We start from the raw sequence: 18,682 nt of genomic DNA, 5'->3' as shown, positions 1-18,682 counted from the left end.
CTCGCCGTAAACGCATCAGCCCAGCGGAACAGGGCTTCGCGGGGGCCTTTCCCTCAAACAGCTGAACCAACCAAGCAACACCCGGCATCCCTGGGTCTTTCGATCCTACGAGTGGACGAAACCAACCCACCTACAACGTAAGGACCGTTCGATGACCAACCCGTTCGACGACCAAGACGGAACCTTCCTCGTTGTGGTGAACGACGAGAACCAGCATTCGCTGTGGCCCGCGTTCGCCGACGTTCCCCTCGGCTGGACATCCGCCCACGGCCCGGCCGACCGCACCGAGTGCCTGGCCTACGTCGAGGAGAGCTGGACCGACATGAGGCCGGCCAGCCTGATACGCGAGATGGAGAGGCAAAGCGAGTGACCGCACCCGCGCTCACCAGGGATGCTGAGGTTGTGGCGGCCGAGTCGGGAGTGCTGACCAGGGCCTGGCGCCTCGCCATAGCCATCGCGGCGATCACCGGGTTGGGGATCAACACCGTCGCGTACGAGACCGTGATGGACAGCCTCATGTCCTTCACCCAGCAGAGCAACCTCATGGTCGCCGCCTACTTCCTGTGGCAGGCGGCGCGCCCGTCGCCACGCCGCGAGCCCTCAGCGGTCCCTAGACCACTTCTCCGGGGCGCGGTGACGCTGTACATCATGATCACCGGGATCGTGTACAGCCTGCTGCTCGCGGACGGGTGGGAGTCCTACGGGCTGGGTGACACGTTGGCGCACGTCGTGGTGCCGGTCGCGGTGTTGGCCGACTGGTGGCTGGTCGGCACCAGTCAGGCACTCGTGCGCGCCTGGTACCCGGTGGCGTGGCTGAGCTACCTGTTCGGCTACCTGACGGTGGTGCTGATCCGAGGAGCGATGACCGATCGCTATCCCTATTACTTCCTGAACGCTGACAGCGTCGGCACGGGCGGACTGATCTCTTACATCGCCGCCTTTCTCGTCGGATTCACGGTACTCGGCTACCTGATCTCGGCGGCCGGACGGCTGAAGCGTTTCCGGCAGCCCGGCAACGTGGTGAGAGCGTGACGAATGAGGACATGCCGGACAACGCTGACGGCGAGATGGCGGCGCCGTCGATGGCTGGAGTTTCCTTCAGGCCGTATCGGGGCGAGGCAGACCATCCGGCCCTGCTCCGGGTGCGGCTGGGCTGCCGGAACGAGGGAGGCGTCCACGCGGACTCGGTGGTCGAACCGATGCCCACGGCCGAGGGCATCGCGGATTTCGCCACAGCGCCCGAGGACCCGTCGCGGGACCAGATCATCGTCGAGCACGGGGGAACGGTGGTCGGCCACGCCCACATCATTTCGTGGACCGATGGGGACGGGACCGTGGTCTATCTGCACCGAGGCCGGCTCCTGCCCGAGCGGCGCGGTCAGGGCATCGGCACGGCGATGGTGCGGTGGGCGGAGGGACGGATCGCGCGTCTCGTCGCGGAGCACGGGACCGCGGATCGGGCGTGCTTCGCGGCGAATGCCGCCGACGTGGAAGCCGATGCGGTGGACTTGCTCGAGGAGCTGGGTTACGCGTGCGTCTTCCGGGTTGTCGAATTCGAGTTGGCGGATCTCCGCCACCTTCCGGACCTGCCCGGCACGCTGCCGGACGGGACTGAGCTGCGACCCGTCGAGGAGGCACACTATCGCCCCATCTGGGAGATGATCCGCGAAGCCTATGCCGACACCGGCAACGTCGGGGGCTGGGACTTCTCCGGATTCGTCAACGGCGCCGAGCCGGCGCATTGGCAGGTCGCCTGGGACGGGTCGGGGGTGGCGGGTGCCGCGCTGTGCGTGGCCGGTCCGCGCGGCAACAGCGTTGGCGAGGTGCGCGAGCTAAGTGTCAGGAAGGATCGGCGACGCAAAGGCCTTGCCCGGGCGCTGCTCCTCGCCGGTCTGCACGCGCTGGCCAGGCAAGGCGAGCACAGCGCCCGGCTGTTCACCGGGGCCGCGAACCCGTACCGCTCCTACGAGCTGTACGAGAGCGTCGGATTCCGGCGGGTGGCCACCTTCGGCCGCTATCGCAAGCCATTCACCAGCCGGGAATCTGATGTGAAATCAACCACTGGCGCAGGTCGGACCGCTTCTGTTGATTGGAGGGATACTTGATGGCCGAGCAGGTTGAGCCGGGTGAAGTTGTTCCGGTTTGGTGGACAACCATCCGTTTGGGGACACTGGTCCCCGCAAGGAGGAGTTCATCGTGCCGAGAACACGCCCGGCCTACCCGCCGGAGTTTCGTCGCCAGATCGTGGAGCTGGTCAGGGCCGGCCGCACGCCGGAGGAGCTGGCCAAGGAGTTCGAGCCGTCCGCGCAGACCATCCGCGCCTGAGCCGGCCAGGACCGAGTGGACGCCGGAAAGCGCCCCGGCCTGACCAGCGACGAGAAGGAGGAACTCGCCCAGCTGCGTCGTGAGGTCAAGCAGCTGCGCGAGGAGAAGGAGATCCTCCGCAAGGCCACGGTTTTCTTCGTCCGGGAGACCGGCCGGTGACGTGCTACCGGCTGATCGACGAGAACACGGCACACCACGACGTCTCCCTCATGGCCCGGCTGCTGGGTGTGTCGCGGCAGGGCTACTACGCGTGGAAGAGACGCGGCCCCTCCCGCCGTCAGGCCGAGGACGCGGTACTGACCGAGAAGATCAAGGCCCATCATGAGCGGTCCCACGGCACCTATGGTGCCCCGCGTGTCCGCGCCTGTGGGTGCCGGAAAGTATGTCACCCAGGTTGACCTGCTGGTTCGAGTTTGCCAGAGCTCGGGTGGCTGCAGGCTGTTCTGGGGCAACATGCGGGGCGTGGTGATACGGCTGATCTACCTGCTCGCTTGTCAGACGTTCCGGTGGCTTGTCCTTCTGGCCCGCTCGAGTGCGGCGAAAGATGTCGAGATCTTGATGCTCCGGCATCAGCTCGCCATCGCGCAGCGCAACCGGCTTCGGCCTCGGTTCTCCTGGAGCGACAGGGCCGTCATGGCAGCTCTGCTCCGGATCGTGAGCAAGGAACGGCGTACCCAGGTGGCCTTGCTGGTCACTCCGCGATCGGTTCTGCGCTGGCACGCACGGCTCATCGCTTGGAAATGGACCTACCCCTCCCGTCGTCCTGGTCGACCACCGAAACCAGAGGCGCTGCGGCAGTTGGTCGTGCGTTTGGCGCGGGAGAACCCTGGATGGGGATATCGCCGCGTCCAAGGAGAACTCCTCGGCCTGGGATGCAAAGTCGCCGCCTCGACCGTCTGGTCGATCCTGAAGGAGGCCGGGATCGACCCGTCGCCGCAGCGCACGGACCGCTCCTGGGCTACCTTCCTCAAGGCCAGGCCTCCGCGATCGTGGCCACCGACCTCTTCCACATCGACACCGCCTTCTTGCGGCGCTGGTTCGTGCTGTTCTTCATCGACCACGGCACCCGGCGGGTACACATCGCCGGCATCACCCGACACCCGACCGGCCCGTGGATCACTCAGCAGGCACGCAACTACCTTATGGACCTCGGCGGCCGCGCGGGGTCGATCAGGTTCCTCATCCGGGACCGCGGCGCGTACTTCACCGATAGCTTCGACGCCGTCTTCCAAGCGGTCGGTGTGCGGGTCATCCCGACACTGCCCCAGGCGCCCCGGATGAACTCAATCGCAGAACGCTGGATCGGATCATGTCGCCGCGAGGCCACCGACCGCATCCTGATCACCGGCCAGAACCACCTCCGCCTCGTCGTCAATGAGTACGCGGAGCACTACAGCAGACACCGGCCACACCGATCCCTCTGCCAACGGCCACCAGACCCGCTGATCACACCTGAACCGCGGCCAGCCAGCGCCTCCACATCGGTCTCCCGGCGTGATCGACTTGGTGGCCTCATCCGCGAATACAAGCAGGTCGCATAGGTTGACAGCGTTTCCGGCACCCACAAGGGCGGATGACATTCTCGGCAAGGGCAGAGCTCAGGCAGAGCGGAAGATTACTGATCAAGCTCGCACCAGCATGGATGAATTATCGGCACCCGCAGACTGGAAACGGAGCGTCAGCCACCGCGTAGTCCCCAACCCTACTCAGCCAAACCAGGTCGCTTGGAGTACCACGATGCGTTCGCCGCGGACATCGGTTAGATAGGTGAGCATGAGCTGCCCCTGGGCCTCTGTGCGCAGCCCGGGGCTGGAGCCGGTATATGAGGGGCCTTCGAGGAAAACCATGGACTCACGCACGGCGATTTCCTGTGCAAGCTGCTCAGCGTGGGCACGTGCCTGGGGCGGCAGGTCATCGAGGAGATTGTCCGGGTCGGCTTCCCAGTGCCAGTCAGCCACCAGCGACCTCTCGGTGCGCCGCCCGTACGATCTCCCCTGCCTCGCGGATGGCGCGGGCCCGCACGTCGGCATCGTCGCTGTCCATGGCGGCTTCGGCCGCGTGTAGCCGTCGGGCTGTCTGGGGGTACCGCTCGACCTCCACGATCACCCCCCACTGGCGGTAGAACATCCGGATCGGCACGACGCTGTCTTCCTCGCCAGCCCGGATGAACGCCTTCTGCATGTCTTCGAAGAACTCCGGCAAGCGGGAGGGCGCCACCGTGGCCACGGCCTGGCGCAACGCAGGGAGTGTGAGGGCAGGTCTGGCGATCAGCGGGCCGTTACTCTCTGTATGCGGCAGCGTCATGGTCAGCCCCTTCCTTTCCCCTGTGCGCGTCCTGCGTCAGCCTATCTCCCATCCGTATCGTCAGTGGCGGCATTGACGCTACGTCGCCCGGTGTGCGCGCTCCCGTTATGCCGGAAGATCAGCCTCTGCTGGGGGTGAGCGTGGGGCGTTTCATGGATCGGAAAGAGGGGCGGTGGTGAGCTTGGCGCCCGCGCGGTCAAAGTCGCTGGAGCGCGGTTCGCATCACCCGAAGGAGGGGTACAGGCCGTGGGCGCGGCCCCAGTGACCCTGGCCGGCGCGTAGTGTGCGAGGTGTGCATCTCGTGGGCTCCGTAGGGCCTGCACAAGGCTCTGAACGGATCACTACGGTGCGATATGGTTGATTACCGAGAGTGGTCACTGGGCTGGGGGTCAAGGGGTCGCAGGTTCAAATCCTGTCGTCCCGACCAGCGTTTTCGCAGGTCGGAGGCCGTTTCCGTGGGTAGCGGAGGCGGCCTTAGCCGTTTCCGGGCTGGGAGCAAGTGGGAGCCCTTTGGGAGCCCTCGTGCTCCCAACTCGCAGACGTGTCAACGGTGTCCGATTCGTCCGTCACCCGATCAGGTAGACCTACAGCGCCATACCGCGCCGCCACGCGCCGTCGTCAACCACAGGCCGCCGACGTCACCCCATCGATTCGGATGCTCTTCGCATCGAGAGGCATAAGGACCCCTTGTCGGCTCTCGAGCACCTTTCGAGGTGGGAGCACGGTGTCGTGCTCCCCATGCGACAGGGGAGGGGAGACCGTCGATGCCCTCTGTGGGCAGGTTTCCGCAGGCAGTCCGCACATGGGGCTCTCCGCCGCCGTGGACGACGTATGCCAAGGGGCGGCAAAGCCCCTTGACGTCCGCCGACAGATGGGGCACTCCCAGGGCGTGAGTGCCGTACCGGCTCTGGGGCGCCGTATCGAGACAGCCTTGCGGGGCCTTGTCGGAATAAATAGTGTGCCAAGCGAGCGGAAGTGATGGCGCCGATGAGTGCATGAGCGCAAGCGCTGGGACTGGGCCTCGGCACCGACGAGGACGGGCCGGGATACGCGGCGGAGGCATGGCAGCTGGCCGTCGACACCGGGCTGATCGAGGTCCAGGAGGAGACCGGGGCCGAGGCGGCAGTGGTCAGAGACCGCATGCCGGCACTGTCACGTTATTGGGGCGTGGGTGTCTGACGGCGTGTCGGGGCCCTTGGTGGGCTTGGATGCCGGCCTGTGCTCAGGCCGCGGTGGGCCGATCGGCGACGCCAGTGACCTGCTCCCCGATGGCGAGGCGAATGCCCATCTCGGTCCGGTGGTCGGGGGCGGTCATGAGACGCTGGCGGGGCCGGAAGTGGGGTGAGATGCCGCTGAAGGCGGACGGGGACCGCTGGTTCAGGTACTTCGACCGTCGGTGCTCCACGGAGGCTATGCCCTCGCGGTGAGCGGCGCCGTAGGAGCGGAACTTGTCCGTGACGACCACCCGCGACACCGCACCGGTCCTCTTGAGGAGCCTGCGGAAGAAACGCCTGGCCGCGGCCTTGTTCCGGGGTCTGCGCGAGACGCGGGACGTGCTCATTGAGTTGGGCCACCCCGACCCACTGTCATACGAGCTGCACGTCCCCATGCCCGTCCAGAAGTCCGGCATGCTCGCCGCCCTGGAGATCGCCCGGCACCTGGACGTGGTCCACAAGCGGACGCTGTACGGCAACCTCGCTGGCCTCGGTGGTGATCAGACCGGGGACGTCAAGATCCTCCACCGCGCCCCCTGCAGCTGCAAGAGCGACTGCTCATGCACGGAGCTCTGCGAGGTCTGCCTTCCCGGTCTCGTGCATGACGTCGTCTCGGTCGACATCGACGGGAAGACTCTGCCGCCGGAGGTCTACCGGGTCGACGCACCGGGGAGGCTCGTGCGTGTCGATGGCGGCTTGTAGGTGCCAAGAACTACGTCCGTGCTGGTCACGCAGCATGTCGGTACTCGTGCAGGAGGCCGCCGAGGCGATCGCGTCGATGGACGTGGAGATGGGTGAGCTGGTCGGGGGCGGTGATCGGTTCGGGTAGGGGGTGGAGTGGCGCGGCGCCTGCGAGAGTGCGGTGAGGTCTGTGCTCGTTGTAGAACGCCTCGTACTCGCGCAGTGTGTGGAGGAGATGGCTCTGGTTGCAGATGAGGGTGCGGTCGAGGAGTTCGGTTCGGCATGACCGCACCCAACGCTCCATGATCGCGTTCATGCGCGGCATCCGGACGCCGGTCTGGACGACCTCGATACCCTCGGCTTGTAGGACAGTGTCGAAGGATGTCGGGTAGCGAACGTCCCGGTCCCGGATCAAAAACTTCACTTCGGTGCCTGCGTCTTGGAGGTCCATGGCCATGTTCCGGGCGAGCTGAGTGACCCAGGCGGCGGTCGGATGTGCCGTCGCGCCGAGGATCCGCACGCGGCGGGTGGCATGTTCGATCATTGCGAGGACGTACAGCGTCGCTCCGGTCAGAGTCTTGGTCTCGAAGAAGTCGGCGGCGAGGATGGACTGGGCCTGGGAGCGCAGGAACGACGCCCAGGTGGTGCGGTCGCGTTCGGGTGTGGGGTCTATGCCGTGCTCCTTGAGGATGTTCCACACGGTGCTGGCGGCGAGCTTGATGCCGAGGGCTGCGAGTTCGCTGTGGATGCGCCGGTAGCCCCAGCTGGAATTTTCTCGTGCCAGCCGTAGCACCAGGGCGCGGATGGATCGTATGTTATGGACAGGGTTTCAGCCTGTCCGGTGTCCAGACTCAGGCCCTGCTTGAGTCTGGACACGACGGCGGCCTCACCGCGGTCGCCCTATCTCACCGGTCGCTGGTTCTGTTCCGGAGGGTTCAGCAGCGGGCCAGGGCGGGGCCTGGAAGGACTGAGTCATCCACGCGACCAGGCGGCGCCAGGCGTCCGGGGCGGCATCGGCCATGGCGTCGATCAGCCGCCAGCAGAACGGTCCGGCTGAGGCTCATGAATTCCAGGTACGCGAGCCTCATCTCCTGTAAATGGAGCCTCGAGACTCGCGATGGGGTCGGGGGCGTCGCGCTACGTTGTGTGGTTGCGTCGGTACGCGTCGAGTGTGCGCGGGCCGAAGGCGTCAGGCAGTACTTGTTCGATCGTCTTGATGCCGCTGATGGTGTCGAGGAGCATTCCGGGTGCTGAGTGTTCGAAGAGGAGCTGCCTGCAGCGCCCGCACGGCATGAGGCGCTCACCGTCGCCGTCGACGCATGCAAACGCCGTCAGCTTGCCTCCGCCGGTCATGACGAGGTTGGAGATCAGGGAACACTCGGCGCACAGGCCCACTCCGTGGGAAGCGTTCTCGATGTTCGCGCCGGTTACGATGCGCCCGTCATCGGTCAGCGCGGCGACCCCGACGGGGAAGTGGGAGTAGGGGACGTATGCCTTCCGCATCGCTTCGGTCGCGTGTTCCTTCAGCGATTGCCACTGGTCTGCGCTGATGTCGGTCATGGGTCCATCCTTTGGCCAGGTGGTGGGGGTTGCGGAGCGGACGTGGATGCGCGTCAGCGATCCGAGATGACAAGGACGTCACGGCGTTGCGTGCCCGGGGCGCGAATCGGCTGTCGGACTGTCGTGATCGGCGGGTTGTCATCCTTAGCAGCCACCCCAGCGACAAGGTCAAGACGGCGTGTCGATGATCTGCAAGCCCTTGGGGGGACGGCGTGGCCCCCGGGGTGATGGGCACCCAACCCATCGCCCCGGGGGCCTCCTGATCTCCACCCTCACTGGTTGACATGCGACCAGCCGGTGCGTTGGTCAGGATCGTGCGGCCTTGCGGTGCTGCACGATCTCGTTCAGGCGGGCGGTCTGCGCGTCGATGGAGTGCGGTCCGTTGCCGGTCAGGACACCGTGGTTCTCGTCCCAGACGACCAGGACCTCGGCCATGTTCTCGGTCGTGTCGACCTTGTATCCGGCGTCCTTGAGCACCACGTCGACGAAGAATTCCAGGCGGGTCTCCTCGCCGGGGATTTTCGGGTAGCCGCCGTCGAGCATCTGCAGCTCGCCGTGGTCGGGGACGGTGGTGATGTGGGCGCCCTTGAACGCGTGGTCCTCGTTGACGCTGACCTTGCCGTCGGCGTCGACACGATACTTGGCGGCGGTCATCGCGACGGGCGCGTGGCAGATAAGTGAGATCGGGACGTCGTTCTCCCGCAGCTGGTGGAGCAGCTCGCCGATGAGCGGGTTGTCGTGGAAGTCGATCATCGGTGCGTGGCCGCCCGGGGCGTGCATGAAGTCGAAGCCGGCGAGCGAGAAGTCGTCGGTTGCGTCGCGGTGCCGGGTGAGCAGGTCCTCGATGGAGTACCACTTGTGCTCCGGCAGGGCCTGAAGGCTGGCGACGAGGTCCTCACGGATGGTGCGAACCTCCTTGTCGGTGTTCGGCAGGATCGGGGAGACCGGCATCCGACCGAGGTGGCGACGCAGAAGTGCGAGCTCGCTCTCACGGCGGGCGAGCAGCTCGGGGTTCTTCTCGCGTACCTCTTCGGCGCTGTACTGCTCGTTCTCCATGGCGATGCGCATGAGGTCCGAGCCGAGGTTGGCGCCGCCGTGCATGGCGAGCGCCATGCCGTTGATGTCGAGCGTGGGGAGACTGCCGTCCGGCGTGGCGAGGACGAAGTCGTGGGTGTCCTCGTACTGGGCGAGAACAGCGGCCAGCTCGACGAGGAACCAGCCGATGGTGATGCTGCGGCCGCCTTCCGGCTTGGTCAGCGGCAGTTCTGATCCCGCCGAGACGACGATGAGTGCCTTGGGGCGGGTGCTGTTGTTGGTCATGAGGGGGTCTTCCTTGCATCCGTTTGGTGCGGGGCGTGTTGTGTGGAAGTTTTCGGGGATCTGTGGTCCGGCCGGCGCACCGCAGGCGCGCTTGATGAGGGCGTCGAAGACCCGGCCGGGCAGGGGGCGGCTGGACAGAGCAGCGGCGAGGCGCGCCGCTGACCTGCTGTGACGGGTGTGCCCTGGCGCTGAGGGTATGGCCAGGCACGTACCGCCGCTCGTTCAGGCCGGGTTGCCCTGAGACAGGGCGGAGACGTCGGCCCAGTCCTGCCAGGTCTTGAGGCGCTCGGCGTACACGGGGGGAAGCAGCTCCAGTCCCGCGGTGCCGAAGAAGACGCGCAGGGGCGGGGTGTCGGCGTCGACGATCTGCAGAAGCGCCGGTCCGGCCGCGGCGGGGTCGCCGATCTTCATGTCACGCCAGCCCTCGGCCACGGCCGCGCGCACCCCGTCGTAGACGGGCAGCTGCTCGGCGAAGCTCGCGGAGGCGCCGGACCAGTCGGTGGCGAAGCCGCCGGGCTCGACCAGGGTGACCTTGATCCCGAACGCGGCGACCTCCTTGGCCAGGGATTCGGTCAGTCCTTCCAGGGCCCACTTGGAGGCGTGGTAGCCACCGAGGTTGGGGAAGGTGGTCACGCCGCCGATGGTGGAGATCTGCACGATGTGGCCGCTGCCCTGCTCGCGCAGGAGCGGCAGGGCTGCCTGGGTCACCCACAGGGCGCCGAAGAAGTTGGTCTCCATCTGGTCGCGGACCTGCTGCTCGGTCAGTTCCTCGACAGCGCCGAACAGGCCGTAGCCGGCGTTGTTGACGACGACGTCCAGGCCACCGAAGTGCGCGTGCGCCTGCTGGACGGCCGCGGTGGCGGCGGCCTTGTCGGTGACGTCGAGGGTCAGCGGAAGGATCGCCTCGCCGTGCGCGGCGACCAGGTCCTTGAGGGAGTCGGTGTTGCGGGCGGTGGCCGCGACCTTGTCGCCACGCTCGAGCGCGGCCTCGGCGAACTGGCGGCCGAAACCGCGCGAGGAACCGGTGATGAACCAGATCTTGCTCATGGAAAACACTCCTGCTCGAAACGAGGGGTTATGGAGAGACCGTACACCCGTATGAGACTGCGTATCAAGTTGAGCTGTCGTGTATTCTTGAGGCATGACTGACTCCTCCGGCACTCACACCCGCTCCACAGCCAAGCCCGGCCTGCGCGAGCGCATGCGCGCCACGATCCGGGCGGAAGTGACCGAGGTGGCGCTCAGGCTCTTCATGGAGCAGGGCTTTGACCGCACGACCGTCGACCAGATCGCCGCCGAGGCCGGGCTCTCGCGCGCCAGCCTGTTCAGGCACTTCGGCACCAAGGAGGACATCGTCCTGGTCGACCTGGAGGAGATCGGCCGCCAAATCGCGGACACGCTCGCCGCCCGGCCCGACGAGGAACGGCCCTGGGAAGCGCTGCGCCGCGCGTTCGACGTGATGACGGAGATGAACGAGGCGGCACCCGAGCGCACCCTGAACTATCTGCGGATGCTCCAGGAGACCCCGTCCCTGCGGGCCCGGCACTACGAGAAGCAGCTGGGCTGGCAGGAGATGATGGTCCCGGAAATCGCCCGCCGGCTAGGGACCGGCCCCGACCAGCCGGAGGATCCCCGGCCGACCGCCCTGGTCGCGGCCGCCCTCGCCTGCGCGGACGCGGCATCGACCGGCTGGGTCGCCTGTGAAGGCAAGGTCCCCCTGGCGGTGCTGCTCGACCGCGCCATGGGCGCATTCACCGACTGAGCCTGTCCTATAAACGATCTCCGCCCTGATGCGGCGCTGATGGTCGAGGGTCGGACCTGCCGGCCCGTAAGTCCGGGCGGAGGGCGCCGTTCGATGCATCCCGAGATCCACCCGGTTGTTCCTGACCATCGAGCATCACCTCTGCCGCACGGCGAAGGGCCGGCTCCGCACGCGCGCAACCGCCCGTTCGACAGTGAGGGTTCAGGTGCGCACGGGCGTCGTCTGCAGGAACAGCTCGAGCAGTGCCAGCAGCGTCTCGGGCACGTCCTCGGTCGGGAAGTGGCCGGCGCCCGGAATCTCGACCACGGGGGCGTCGGGGTAGCTGAGCCTGAACGACGGGATCACGTACTCGGGCAGCAGTGCGGTGTCCCGCATCCCGACCGCCAGCATCGCCGGCACGGCGCGCAGCGCGGCGACGGCTTCCATGGGCGGCGGGCCAGGCGGGGGGCCCTGCGGGCCCTCCAGGACCTGCCGGGGGAAGGCGATGACACCGCGGCACTCCGCCGGGGTCGAAAAGGGGCTGGAGTAGGCGCGGATCCAGGTCGGCGTGGCGATCTCGGGCCGGGCGACATGCTGCAGGTCGATCATCAGGTGGGCGATGGTGTGACCCGCGTTTCCGAGGATCTGCTCGAAGGAGCCGTCCGACAGCGCCGAGTGGGCCCACTGGAACCAGCGGCTGTCGGCGCCGTTGGCCTTCATGAGAGGGGCGATGTCGTCTGCGAGCGGCAGCACGGTGTTTGTGGCGAAGATCCGGGAGATGCGGTCGGGGTGACGCAGCGCGAACCCGGTGCCGATGGGGCCGCCCCAGTCACGGAGCACCAGGGTGATGTCGGTGAGGTCGAGCGTGTCGACGAGCAGCGATTCGAGATTGTGGATGTGTTCGCTCGCGTCGTATGTGCGGTCCGGCGGTGTCTCGCTCTTGCCGAAGCCCATGTGGTCGGGAACGACCACGCGATGGTGGCGCGACAACGGGCCGATCAGGTGGCGCCACTCGTAGCCCCAGGTGGGCTCGCCATGCAGCATGACGATGGTCTGGTCGGGCCGTGAGGGGCCCTCGTCGACGTAGTGCTGACGGAAGCCGGCCGCCTGGTTGAAGCGGGCGGGATACGGCCATGTGCCGTCGAACGTCTCTTCAGCAGCAATCACGGGATCTCGTGCCTTCCGGTGCGGTGGGGTTGTGAAGCAGCTTTCCTCGGCCGGCTCGCTCTGAGGCCGTCGGCCAGGGGGACGGTGAACCGCAGGTCCCTGTCCGCCGACGGGGCGGCGGGCTCGGCCGTGGCCTCCTGCCTTTCCCGGTCAGGCGTGGTTCGGTCAGCCCCTCGGGTTCTGGGTGTGTGGCAGGGGGTCAGCTGTTCAGGAAGCCGAGGATGTGGTCGGCCACCGTCTTGGGCTGCTCCAGGTGCAGGAAGTGCCCTGCGCCGGGTATGACGATGCGTTCGAAGCCGTTCGTGAACAGGTCATCCATGCCGTCGCTCAATTCGACGGAAAAGCAGTTGTCGTCGGTCCCGTGGAGGTACAGCGACGGGACGGTGATGGCACCGAACGCCCGGGCTTCCAGGGCTTGGGCCGCCTCGTCCGCTGGCGGCGGCGTGAACAATTGACGGTAATAGCCCAGGATCTCGGTCAGGACTCCGGGAGCACCCAGGGTTTTCTTGAGCGCGGCCCGCTCCGCGTCCGGCAGCTCATAGCCGGGCGACCACTCCCGCCAGAGCCGGTCGATGAAGGCGAAGTTGTCGAGTTCGACAGCCGCCTCAGCAAGGGCTGTCTGGAAGAAGAACATGTACCAGCTGCGTCGCTGCTGGTCACCGTCGGTGACCAATGCGTTCAGCGTTTGACGGCCATGGGGACCCGCCATGGTGACCAGCTTGCGGACACGCCTGGCGTCGAGGCTCGCTGCCGCGTACGCCGCCGCGGCGCCGAAGTCGTGGCCGATGAGATCCGCCTGCTCACGACCGAGCGCTTCGATCAGGGTCAGGACGTCCTGGCCGATCGAGGCAATGCGGTAGGAGCCGTCGGGGGCCGCGCCGCCGGGCCAGTATCCGCGCTGTGCGGGCGCGACCGCCCAGTACCCTTCCTGCGCAAGGCGGTCGATGATCCCTGCCCAGCTGGCGGCATGGTCGGGAAAGCCGTGGAGGCACACAACGAGCGGCCCGCTGCCGGCCTCAAGGATCGGAACCTCCAGCCCGCCTGCCTGAACCGTCCGATGACGGACGCGGTCGCTCCCCTGGGACCCCCTGGCCGGGGAGTCCTCGCCAAACGCCGGTGGCTGGGTCACCTGTGTCATGAGTTCAACTCCAAGCCGCCTTCGCGGCGTCGCGGTCCGGCGAGCCCGGACCAAGTAGCAAGTACGGCTGTCTGAAGCCGGGGCCAGTGCCGGTGAGCGGTCACGACGCTGGCTGTTCACCGAGTGGAGAGTCCGGCTCCGGTTTGCTTGGGACGTTCGTGATGTACAGATCCAGTACGGTGATGAAACTCGCCGCCGTACTGGATCGCGAGGATCAGACCGGGCCTTGCGGGCCCTGGAAGGCGTCGCAACGCCGGGCGGCGCGGGGGAGTTCAAGGGCTGGGGTTGCCCTCGATCGCACCAGGTGTGCACGCAGCCTGTCCGGTGAGTTCCGGACGGTTGTGTACTGAATAGTCAGGAACCTAGGCGGTTCTGTACTGAGTTGTCAAGCGGTCGGCCTGATGTCGCATCCTTCTGCGTTGGAAGGATGCGTGTCATGCCGCAGAAGGTGGGTCCCGGGCCGAGGGCCCGAGCCGTCCGGCTGGTGCTGTAGCACCGTGCCGAGTGCCCGACTAAATACCGCGGCGGTGCCGCCGGTGCCCAAGCAGGGGGGCAGGCAGAAGTCGATGTGGCGCTGGGTCGCCCAGGGCGAGATTGACGGCGGCGAGGCGCCCGGGGGCGCGAACGAGGAGATCGGCCGGCTGCGGGCGGAGAACCGTCGGCTGCGTGAGGACGTGGCAATCCTGAAGGCGACCGCAGTCTTCTTCGTCGGGGGCTCGACCCCCACAACGGCTGACCGTGCAGTTCAGGCCCGGCGACACCGCGCATGTCGTGGAGCAACTCGACTGGATGCGGGCGCAGTTCTTCGCCGACCGCCCAGCGGCGCGTGCCTACGGGCCGTGCCTGCGCGGCGTCGAAGTGGCCGGCCGCATCAGACGCCTGGGCAGCAGGGCTGGCCGCGCCCTTGTCAGGGGTGGCGTGGGCGGGGCAGCAAGGCGAACGCGCTCTCCGCGATCGAGGTCAGGCGGTCGGGGCTGTGGCCGTACGCGCCGACGACATCGCTTCCGCGGATGATGGTCAGCAGGAGGTAGGCGAGGTCGTCGGGGTCCGCGTCGGGGTCGATGTCGCCGTTGCGCTGCGCCGCTCGCACACACTCGGCCACCGCCGTCGCGACCACGGAGAAGCAGTCGTTGGCCAGGCGTTTCACCTCGGGGTCGGAGGCGCCGATCTCCAGGGCCATCTTGGCGGCGAAGCAGGCCGCTGCCGCCCGGTCATCGGCGGGGGGCACGTCGGCGGCGAGTGGCACTCCGTGGACGGCGCGGAGCAAGTACTGGTGCAGTCGTTCCAGGGCGCCTTCGTCCGGTCCGTCGAGCATCTTCCGCGGACCCTGCGCCAGCCGGGCGAAGTAGCCGGTCATGGCCTCCAGCAGCACGCCGTGCTTGCCGTCGAACGCGGCGTAGAGGCTGCCGCGGCCCAGGCCGGTGGCGGCGCTGATGTCGTCGACGCTCGTGCCGTTGTAGCCCGAGGTGCGGAACTGCCGCTCGGCGGCATGCAGGACGTGGTCGGGGTCGAAGCTTCGTGGTCTTGCCATACATCGAAGGTACGGCCGACCCACCCTTCTTGACAACTCGGTACAGAACTTCTAGGTTTCTGACTGTCCAGTACACAACCGTCCTCCCGCACCTCCTTCGGGATCGGGCGATCACCGACACGACCCTCGCGGGCCTCTGGCGAACCCTGATCAACTTTGCAAGTCAACGAAATATAGAGAATGCCCGTATTGCGGCACGCTCCTCGCCTGAAAGGACAGAACCATGGAACGCAACGAGTCTCCCGACGCGACGTACGCGAGAACCTGGAGCAACGGCCGCGGCGATGTGCGGTTCTTCACCCGAGCCGATGGCTCGCGGCTGCGCTACTACACAGTGGGCACCGGCCCCGCCCTCGTTCTGATGCACACCGTGCGCGGCCAGCTCGACTACTTCCAGCGGGTGATTCCGCAGTTGTGGGACCACTACACGGTCTACGCGCTGGATCTGCCCGGGATGGGATGGTCCGACATCGTCCCCGGCGCACAGTACGAGGAGCCGCAACTGCGGGCCGCAGTCGTCGAATTCGTCCGAGGACTGGACCTCCACGACGTCACCCTGTCGGGCGAATCACTCGGGGGCGCCCTGGCCCTGTCGGCATCGATCGACCTCAAGGACCGCGTCAGCCGGGTCGTGGCGTTCAACAGCTACGACTACCCCCAGGGAGGCGAACGCGGAAACTGGATCGCCCGCCTCATCATCTCCAGCGTGCGGATGCCCGTGCTGGGCCCCCTCTTCGCCCCCCTCGAGCCGCGGCCCATCTTCCGGGCCATTCTGCAGGGCGGCTACGTCGACAAGACCCGGCTGCCCGAGGACTTCATCACCGAGCTACTGAGAAGCGGCCGCCGCAAGGGCTACGCCAAGGTGTCCCGAGGGATCTTCCGCAGCCTCAAGGGATTCGACCGGGCCCGCGAGCGCTACCCGCGCGTGTCGGCACCCGTCACCCTCGTCTACAGCGAAAACGACTGGTCCAAGCCCGCCGAACGAGACTGCGTGGCCAACGCCCTGGCGGACGTCCACCGCATCACCCTGCCCCGCACCGGACACTTCTCCGCCTTGGAGCGCCCCGACGAGATGGCGCGGATCCTGCTCGACGCGGCCTGACCCCAAACGACCGGCACCCCCCCGCCCATCCCCGTCCAGACACGAGGAAGCGCCATGACTCAGGCAGTCCCCCACCTCGTCAACCGCCTTGTCATCGACACCCAGGACTCCTTCGACGACGTCCGCCGGCGCTACGAATCGCTGGTACCCGCCATCGACTTCGCCGAACTGGCCGAAGTGATCGCAACAGGTGACCTCGCACGGGTGCAGGCCTACACCGCCGACCGCACACCCCATTCGTTCGCCGCCTTCTGGACCCTGGACCCGATGCCGGTTATGCGGCTTTCGGGACATCAACACCGCGCCGTCACCTACATGATGGGAAACAACGTCATCGCGGAAACCATGTTCCGGCACGACCCCGGCATCATCCTGTACGCCCCGCTGCGCACCGCGATCTACGAGACCGCCTCCGGCCGCGTGCAGTTCAGCATCGACCAGCCGTCGAGCAAATTCGCCAGCTTCGGCGATCCCCGCATCGCCGAGGTCGGAGCGCAACTCGACGCCAAAGTCGCTGAACTGCTCCGCCTCATGACACTGCCGGTACCACCGGAGCTGATCACGGCCTGACCCTTGGCACTCCAGTACCGTTTCGCTGTCTGACCTGGTCAGAGGCATCATCGGGAGTGTAGCGGGCTGATGGCCCATCAGATACGGCATCAAACCGGCCCCTACCTGGTCCACGCTGAGTCTCGATCAGAGCGTGGCACTGCGGTCTTCTGCTGTTCGCCTCGGCGAGGATTTCGCCGGCATCCACGGGCCCGCAACCATCGAGCGGTTCGGGCTGCCCGGCGGCATGCTCACCGAAGGGCGTCGTGGCGGTGGGTGATGTACGTGAACGCCGCCCTCGCAGCCCCGCCCTGATCGGCGCATTGCTGGCCAAGCCCGCGATCATACCAAGAATACCAAACTCGACATTCCGGGAATCGTCGTGGTGAGCGAGGGTCGACCTGCCGTACTTGACAGACCAGTACAGAACCGCCTAGGTTTTTGGCTGTTCAGTACATAACTGTCCGGAGCTCACTGGACAGGCTGCGTGCACACCTGGCGCGATCGGGGGCAACCCATGCCTTTGAACTCCTCCGCGCCGCCCGGCGTTGCGACGCCTTCCAGGGCCCGCAAGGCCCGGTCTGATCCTCACGATCCTGGCGACGGCGATTTTGATCGCCGTACTGGATCTGTACATCACGAGCGTCCCAAGCAAACCGGGGCCGGACTCTCCACAACCGCCCAGACGGTCGACGACCACATCCTGGGCCTGCTGAACAGCTGCCCCCCTGCAACCACCCGGAATTCGAAGGGCTGACCGAACCATGACCGACAAGGAAAGGCAGGAGGCCACGGCTGTGACGACTCCTTTGTACGCGAGCGACGCGCTGGATGAGGGGACCGTCGACGCGGTGGTGATCGGCGGGGGCGCCGCGGGGCTGAACGGTGCACTGATCCTCGCCCGTTCCCGCCGCTCGGTCGTCGTGATCGACAGCGGCTCCCCGCGCAACGCGCCCGCGGAGGCCGTGCACGGCCTCCTCGCCCTGGACGGTACCCCGCCGTCCGAGATCCTTCGACGGGGCCGGGAGCAGGTGCGCCAGTACGGCGGACGCGTCGTGTTCGGCGAGGTGGTTGCGGCCGAGCCTGCCGCCCCGTCGGCGGACGGGGACCTGCGGTTCACCGTCACCCTGGCCGACGGCCGCCACGTCACCGCCCGCCGCGTCCTGGTGGCGACCGGCCTGAAGGATGTGCTGCCGGAGGTGCCCGGGCTCGCCGGGCACTGGGGGCACAGTGTGGTGCACTGCCCGTACTGCCACGGCTGGGAGGTGCGCGATGAGCCCATCGGCATCCTCGCCACCGGCCCGGCCTCCATCGGCCACGCGCTCCTGTTCCGTCAGCTGACCGAGGACCTGGCCTACTTCACCCACGGCACCGACCTGGACGAGGACAGCCGCGCCCGCTTCGCCGCCCGCGGCATCCGCGTCATCGACACCCCGGTCACCGAGGTCGTCAACGACGAGGACGGTGCCCTCGCCGGGGTGCGCCTGGCCGACGGCCAGGTCGTGGCCCGCCGCGTCCTCGCGGTCGGCCCGAACATGCAGGCCCGCACCCAGGGTCTGGAAGGTCTGGGCCTGCCGGTCCAGGACCTGCCGACGGGCCGCGGTTTCGCCTCCGGCCCGGCCGGTACCACCGAGGTACCGGGCGTGTGGGTGGCCGGCAACGCCACCGATCCGGTCGCCCAGGTCGGGGCCTCCGCAGCCGCCGGCGCACTGGCCGGCGCCGACATCAACAAGACGCTGGCCATCGCCGACACCGACGCGGCCCTCCAGACGATCAACGAGGCAAGCCCCACAGCGGCCACACGATGATCTCCAAGCCCTGAGAGCCCAGCCCGTCACCCACTCGCCTCACGGGCAATCAAGTGATTCCGCTCGTCCGCCCCGTCCCCCTCAGGAGCTACTGATGTCCTTTCTTGCGCATACCCCCGTGGAGAAAATGACCGGGCCGTACTCGCGGCGCTGGTGGGCGCTGCTCGTGCTGTGCCTGAGCCTGCTGATCACGGTGATGGCGAATACGTCGCTGATCGTCGCCGCCCCCGACATGACCACCG

20 protein-coding genes and 2 pseudogenes are annotated in these 18,682 nt (G+C 67.2%); 12 read left to right on the top strand and 10 right to left on the bottom strand.

Annotated features, from left to right (window positions below; all coding sequences use genetic code 11):
* Positions 1–151: 151 nt before the first annotated feature.
* The 7 genes from PV419_RS29005 (at position 152) to PV419_RS28975 (ending at position 3,866) form a co-directional block, all read left to right on the top strand.
* Positions 152–370, top strand: coding sequence for an MbtH family protein (locus PV419_RS29005; protein WP_319693986.1), 219 nt, complete (start codon positions 152–154; stop codon positions 368–370).
* The gene (locus tag PV419_RS29000; protein WP_319693984.1) at positions 367–1,032 is read left to right on the top strand and encodes a Pr6Pr family membrane protein; all 666 of its coding nucleotides are present in this window, start codon (positions 367–369) and stop codon (positions 1,030–1,032) included. The genes PV419_RS29005 and PV419_RS29000 overlap by 4 nt, the downstream gene beginning before the upstream one ends.
* Positions 1,029–2,105 carry a GNAT family N-acetyltransferase gene (locus PV419_RS28995; protein ID WP_319693982.1) on the top strand — a complete coding sequence of 359 codons (1,077 nt, stop codon included), beginning with the start codon at positions 1,029–1,031 and terminating at the stop codon, positions 2,103–2,105. Before PV419_RS29000 ends, PV419_RS28995 begins: the two co-directional genes overlap by 4 nt.
* Positions 2,106–2,196: 91 nt before the next feature.
* A complete protein-coding gene (locus PV419_RS28990; RefSeq protein ID WP_319693980.1) occupies positions 2,197–2,325 on the top strand; it encodes a hypothetical protein in 129 nt (42 codons plus the stop codon).
* A gap of 15 nt (positions 2,326–2,340) precedes the next feature.
* Positions 2,341–2,484 carry a hypothetical protein gene (locus PV419_RS28985; protein WP_319693978.1) on the top strand — a complete coding sequence of 48 codons (144 nt, stop codon included), beginning with the start codon at positions 2,341–2,343 and terminating at the stop codon, positions 2,482–2,484.
* Entirely contained in the window at positions 2,481–2,723 is a 243-nt protein-coding gene (locus tag PV419_RS28980; RefSeq protein ID WP_319693976.1) for a hypothetical protein, read from the top strand. The genes PV419_RS28985 and PV419_RS28980 overlap by 4 nt, the downstream gene beginning before the upstream one ends.
* Before the next feature lie 591 nt (positions 2,724–3,314).
* Positions 3,315–3,866: an integrase core domain-containing protein gene (locus PV419_RS28975; protein WP_319693974.1), complete on the top strand. Its 552-nt coding sequence runs from the start codon at positions 3,315–3,317 to the stop codon at positions 3,864–3,866.
* A 165-nt stretch (positions 3,867–4,031) separates the two neighbouring features.
* On the opposite strand, the gene PV419_RS28970 is transcribed toward PV419_RS28975, so the two are convergent.
* From PV419_RS28970 to PV419_RS28960, 3 genes and pseudogenes are all read right to left on the bottom strand, one after another.
* Positions 4,032–4,283 (bottom strand): hypothetical protein, encoded by a 252-nt coding sequence (locus tag PV419_RS28970; protein ID WP_319693972.1) that lies wholly within the window; start codon positions 4,281–4,283, stop codon positions 4,032–4,034.
* Positions 4,276–4,629 (bottom strand): hypothetical protein, encoded by a 354-nt coding sequence (locus PV419_RS28965; protein WP_319693970.1) that lies wholly within the window; start codon positions 4,627–4,629, stop codon positions 4,276–4,278. Before PV419_RS28965 ends, PV419_RS28970 begins: the two co-directional genes overlap by 8 nt.
* Before the next feature lie 1,222 nt (positions 4,630–5,851).
* Positions 5,852–6,160 (bottom strand): annotated as a pseudogene (locus tag PV419_RS28960) (DDE-type integrase/transposase/recombinase); the annotation flags it as partial.
* On the opposite strand from PV419_RS28960, the gene PV419_RS28955 reads away from it, so the two are divergent.
* Positions 6,084–6,545 carry a hypothetical protein gene (locus PV419_RS28955; protein ID WP_319694214.1) on the top strand — a complete coding sequence of 154 codons (462 nt, stop codon included), beginning with the start codon at positions 6,084–6,086 and terminating at the stop codon, positions 6,543–6,545. The pseudogene PV419_RS28960 and the gene PV419_RS28955 overlap by 77 nt on opposite strands.
* A gap of 25 nt (positions 6,546–6,570) precedes the next feature.
* On the opposite strand, the pseudogene PV419_RS28950 reads toward PV419_RS28955, so the two are convergent.
* From PV419_RS28950 to PV419_RS28935, 4 genes and pseudogenes are all read right to left on the bottom strand, one after another.
* A pseudogene (locus PV419_RS28950) lies at positions 6,571–7,338 on the bottom strand (integrase core domain-containing protein); the annotation flags it as partial.
* A gap of 323 nt (positions 7,339–7,661) precedes the next feature.
* On the bottom strand, positions 7,662–8,084 hold the full coding sequence (locus PV419_RS28945) for a cytidine deaminase (RefSeq protein ID WP_319693968.1): 423 nt from the start codon (positions 8,082–8,084) through the stop codon (positions 7,662–7,664).
* A 306-nt stretch (positions 8,085–8,390) separates the two neighbouring features.
* Complete coding sequence (locus PV419_RS28940; protein ID WP_319693966.1) at positions 8,391–9,404, bottom strand: hypothetical protein; 1,014 nt, start codon at positions 9,402–9,404, stop codon at positions 8,391–8,393.
* A 222-nt stretch (positions 9,405–9,626) separates the two neighbouring features.
* Complete coding sequence (locus tag PV419_RS28935) at positions 9,627–10,451, bottom strand: SDR family oxidoreductase (protein WP_319693964.1); 825 nt, start codon at positions 10,449–10,451, stop codon at positions 9,627–9,629.
* A 94-nt stretch (positions 10,452–10,545) separates the two neighbouring features.
* Here PV419_RS28935 and PV419_RS28930 point away from each other — a divergent pair, with 94 nt between their 5' ends.
* On the top strand, positions 10,546–11,166 hold the full coding sequence (locus tag PV419_RS28930) for a TetR/AcrR family transcriptional regulator (RefSeq protein WP_319693962.1): 621 nt from the start codon (positions 10,546–10,548) through the stop codon (positions 11,164–11,166).
* Positions 11,167–11,367: 201 nt separating this feature from the next.
* Here the strand turns inward: PV419_RS28930 and PV419_RS28925 are convergent, their stop codons facing one another.
* The 3 genes from PV419_RS28925 to PV419_RS28915 all read right to left on the bottom strand — a co-directional run bounded on the left by PV419_RS28925 (position 11,368) and on the right by PV419_RS28915 (position 14,981).
* Positions 11,368–12,312: an alpha/beta fold hydrolase gene (locus tag PV419_RS28925; RefSeq protein WP_319693960.1), complete on the bottom strand. Its 945-nt coding sequence runs from the start codon at positions 12,310–12,312 to the stop codon at positions 11,368–11,370.
* 199 nt (positions 12,313–12,511) lie between these two features.
* Positions 12,512–13,450 (bottom strand): alpha/beta hydrolase, encoded by a 939-nt coding sequence (locus tag PV419_RS28920; RefSeq protein ID WP_319693958.1) that lies wholly within the window; start codon positions 13,448–13,450, stop codon positions 12,512–12,514.
* 907 nt (positions 13,451–14,357) lie between these two features.
* Positions 14,358–14,981 (bottom strand): TetR/AcrR family transcriptional regulator, encoded by a 624-nt coding sequence (locus tag PV419_RS28915; RefSeq protein WP_319693956.1) that lies wholly within the window; start codon positions 14,979–14,981, stop codon positions 14,358–14,360.
* A gap of 223 nt (positions 14,982–15,204) precedes the next feature.
* Between PV419_RS28915 and PV419_RS28910 the strand changes: the two genes are divergently transcribed.
* The 3 genes from PV419_RS28910 (at position 15,205) to PV419_RS28900 (ending at position 18,440) form a co-directional block, all read left to right on the top strand.
* Entirely contained in the window at positions 15,205–16,083 is an 879-nt protein-coding gene (locus tag PV419_RS28910; RefSeq protein ID WP_319693955.1) for an alpha/beta hydrolase, read from the top strand.
* A 54-nt stretch (positions 16,084–16,137) separates the two neighbouring features.
* Positions 16,138–16,653 (top strand): DUF302 domain-containing protein, encoded by a 516-nt coding sequence (locus PV419_RS28905; protein WP_319693953.1) that lies wholly within the window; start codon positions 16,138–16,140, stop codon positions 16,651–16,653.
* A gap of 743 nt (positions 16,654–17,396) precedes the next feature.
* Positions 17,397–18,440, top strand: coding sequence for an NAD(P)/FAD-dependent oxidoreductase (locus tag PV419_RS28900; RefSeq protein ID WP_319693951.1), 1,044 nt, complete (start codon positions 17,397–17,399; stop codon positions 18,438–18,440).
* The last annotated feature ends 242 nt before the right edge of the window (positions 18,441–18,682 follow it).

It is taken from the genome of Streptomyces sp. ME19-01-6, assembly GCF_033793745.1.
Taxonomy (GTDB): domain Bacteria; phylum Actinomycetota; class Actinomycetes; order Streptomycetales; family Streptomycetaceae; genus Streptomyces.
Note: the sequence above shows the minus strand (reverse complement) of the source record. Positions and strands in the feature narration are given on the sequence as shown.

Coding starts and splice junctions, on each gene's coding strand:
- PV419_RS28900 (WP_319693951.1), top strand. CDS start 17,397: ATGACCGACAAGGAAAGGCAGGAGGCCACGGCTGTGACGACTCCTTTG.
- PV419_RS28945 (WP_319693968.1), bottom strand. CDS start 8,084: ATGACCGACATCAGCGCAGACCAGTGGCAATCGCTGAAGGAACACGCG.
- PV419_RS28930 (WP_319693962.1), top strand. CDS start 10,546: ATGACTGACTCCTCCGGCACTCACACCCGCTCCACAGCCAAGCCCGGC.
- PV419_RS28940 (WP_319693966.1), bottom strand. CDS start 9,404: ATGACCAACAACAGCACCCGCCCCAAGGCACTCATCGTCGTCTCGGCG.
- PV419_RS28915 (WP_319693956.1), bottom strand. CDS start 14,981: ATGGCAAGACCACGAAGCTTCGACCCCGACCACGTCCTGCATGCCGCC.
- PV419_RS28910 (WP_319693955.1), top strand. CDS start 15,205: ATGGAACGCAACGAGTCTCCCGACGCGACGTACGCGAGAACCTGGAGC.
- PV419_RS28965 (WP_319693970.1), bottom strand. CDS start 4,629: ATGACGCTGCCGCATACAGAGAGTAACGGCCCGCTGATCGCCAGACCT.
- PV419_RS28920 (WP_319693958.1), bottom strand. CDS start 13,450: ATGACACAGGTGACCCAGCCACCGGCGTTTGGCGAGGACTCCCCGGCC.
- PV419_RS28905 (WP_319693953.1), top strand. CDS start 16,138: ATGACTCAGGCAGTCCCCCACCTCGTCAACCGCCTTGTCATCGACACC.
- PV419_RS28935 (WP_319693964.1), bottom strand. CDS start 10,451: ATGAGCAAGATCTGGTTCATCACCGGTTCCTCGCGCGGTTTCGGCCGC.
- PV419_RS29005 (WP_319693986.1), top strand. CDS start 152: ATGACCAACCCGTTCGACGACCAAGACGGAACCTTCCTCGTTGTGGTG.